This window comes from Rhizobacter sp. (assembly GCF_031412495.1).
GTDB lineage: Bacteria > Pseudomonadota > Gammaproteobacteria > Burkholderiales > Burkholderiaceae_C > Schlegelella_A.
Genome location: NZ_JANODC010000442.1, coordinates 1 through 1,866, shown reverse-complemented (window position 1 = coordinate 1,866; position 1,866 = coordinate 1). Strand labels below are relative to the sequence as shown.

Genomic DNA, 1,866 nt, shown 5'->3' with positions numbered 1-1,866 from the left:
GAATGCCCGGTCAGAGGCCGAGCCACTTGCCGATGGCCAGCATCGCGCCTTCGTCGAAGGCCGCGAAGCCCTCGTACTTGATCGGCTCGAGCTTCTTCCGGCCCTCTTCCGAGGCGTCGAGGCCGACGAGGTACTCGCGCACCTTCTGCACCTGCTCGGCGGTGAGCGAGGCGCCGGCGAGCATGTGCTTGATCGGCACCGGCCGCGACTTGCCGAGGATGCGGCCGCCCTTGGCCTGCCAGCCCTTGACCACCGCGTTGGCCGCCGTCGCGCCGGCGTTCGTCAGGTGGGTCTCGACGAAGAACGGCACCGCGTCCTGGTAGCGGGTGTAGACGTAGCGGACCTGCTGGCCGGCGCCGAAGGTGTCGCGCAAGGTCGCACGGACCATCCACGAGGTGATCGAGTCCTCGTCGGGGGCGCCGATGCTGGCGCCCTTGAGGTCGGTCATGGCCTGGTAGCGCGAGTCGGCCCGGACCAGGAAGTTGGCGGTGTAGTTCTGATAGCCCTTGGTCACCGCGAGCAGCCGGTAGCCGGAGTCGCGGATGGCCAGCATCGAGAGGTGCGCGGGGTGGACGAAGGCGAGGTCGTACTCGCGCGCGGCGAGGCCCTTGCGCAGGGTCGGATAGTCGGCGATGGGCTCGACGGTGACCGGCTGCTTGAGGATCCTGCCGAGGTCGCTCGAGAGCGCCGCGTACCGGGCCCGGATCTCGTCGTTGGTCACGCGGTACGTCACGCCTTCGTTGACGGCGAAGACGAGGGCCTGCGCGGCGCCGGCGGACCAGGCGAGCACCAGGGCCGCGAGGACGCGGATCGAGGCGGTCTTCATCGAGCGATCTCCAGCATGTCGATGAATCATTGTGCAAGACAATTTCGCGATGAACTGGATCGTGACCGCGCCATTCGTGTATCCCGCACTCGAAGCGGCGCATATCTTCGGCATCGCCCTGCTCGTCGGCAGCCTGGTCGTCTTCGAGCTGCGCGTCTGGGGTGTCGGCCGCGCCATCGATGCGCGGGCGCTCGGGCGGCTGGCGCTGCCCGTCACCGCGGGCGGCTTTTGCCTGGCCGCGACCACCGGCTCGATCATGTTCGCGGCGCAGGCCACGGAACTGATCGCCAACCAGGCCTTCCTTCTCAAGATGGGCCTGCTCCTTCTTGCCGGCCTGAACGCGCTGTGGTTCCATGGCCGCGGCGCGCTGGCGCGGCCCGGCCGCTGGGCCCGGGTCCAGACCGCGGTTTCGCTGGGGCTTTGGATCGGCGTCATCATCTGCGGTCGCTGGATCGCCTACCGCTGATCCGAAATCAAGAGGAGGTCCGTCCCCATGCTCCGTCGCCACTGCCTCGCCCTCGGCGCGACCGGCTTGCTCCCCTTGCGCGCGTTCGCGCACCACGGCTGGAGCAGCTTCGACCTGGACAAGCCGCTCTATCTCGAAGGGCGAGCCGACAAGGTGTCGTGGCGCAACCCGCATGCCGAGTTCATGCTGCAGGTCGGCCCCGAAATGCGTGTTCCCTCGGACCTGGCGAGACGCACGCCGCCGGCGCAGTCGGCCGGCATCGACGGCGCGAAGATCTTCGCCGCCGCGCGCGCCCCGACCCGCCGCGACCGCGTCTGGGAGATCGAGCTCGCGCCGCTGACCCGCATGGAGGCGTGGAAGGTGGCCGAGATCAAGCCGGGGCAGGGGGTGGCGGTGATCGGCTACACGCTGCCGGGCGAGAAGGGCGAAGCCGTGCTGCGCGCGGAGTACCTGTTCGTCGACGGCAAGGTCTACGGCCTGCGTTCGTCGCCGGCCTGAGCCGGTGCCGGCTCAGGCGCGCAGGCTCTCGGCCGCCGCCTTCACGGTGGCGGCGACGTCGGCGTGCGAGTGCGCG

General features: G+C 69.7%; 3 protein-coding genes. 2 read left to right on the top strand and 1 reads right to left on the bottom strand.

What is annotated here, in order from left to right; all coding sequences use genetic code 11:
- Window positions 1-10 precede the first annotated feature (10 nt).
- A complete protein-coding gene (locus AC30N0_RS16475) occupies window positions 11-826 on the bottom strand; it encodes a phosphate/phosphite/phosphonate ABC transporter substrate-binding protein (RefSeq protein WP_489518983.1) in 816 nt (271 codons plus the stop codon).
- A gap of 49 nt (window positions 827-875) precedes the next feature.
- On the opposite strand from AC30N0_RS16475, the gene AC30N0_RS16470 reads away from it, so the two are divergent.
- Entirely contained in the window at window positions 876-1,292 is a 417-nt protein-coding gene (locus AC30N0_RS16470) for a hypothetical protein (protein ID WP_489518982.1), read from the top strand.
- 27 nt (window positions 1,293-1,319) lie between these two features.
- On the top strand, window positions 1,320-1,790 hold the full coding sequence (locus tag AC30N0_RS16465) for a DUF6152 family protein (protein ID WP_489518981.1): 471 nt from the start codon (window positions 1,320-1,322) through the stop codon (window positions 1,788-1,790).
- Window positions 1,791-1,866: the final 76 nt, after the last annotated feature.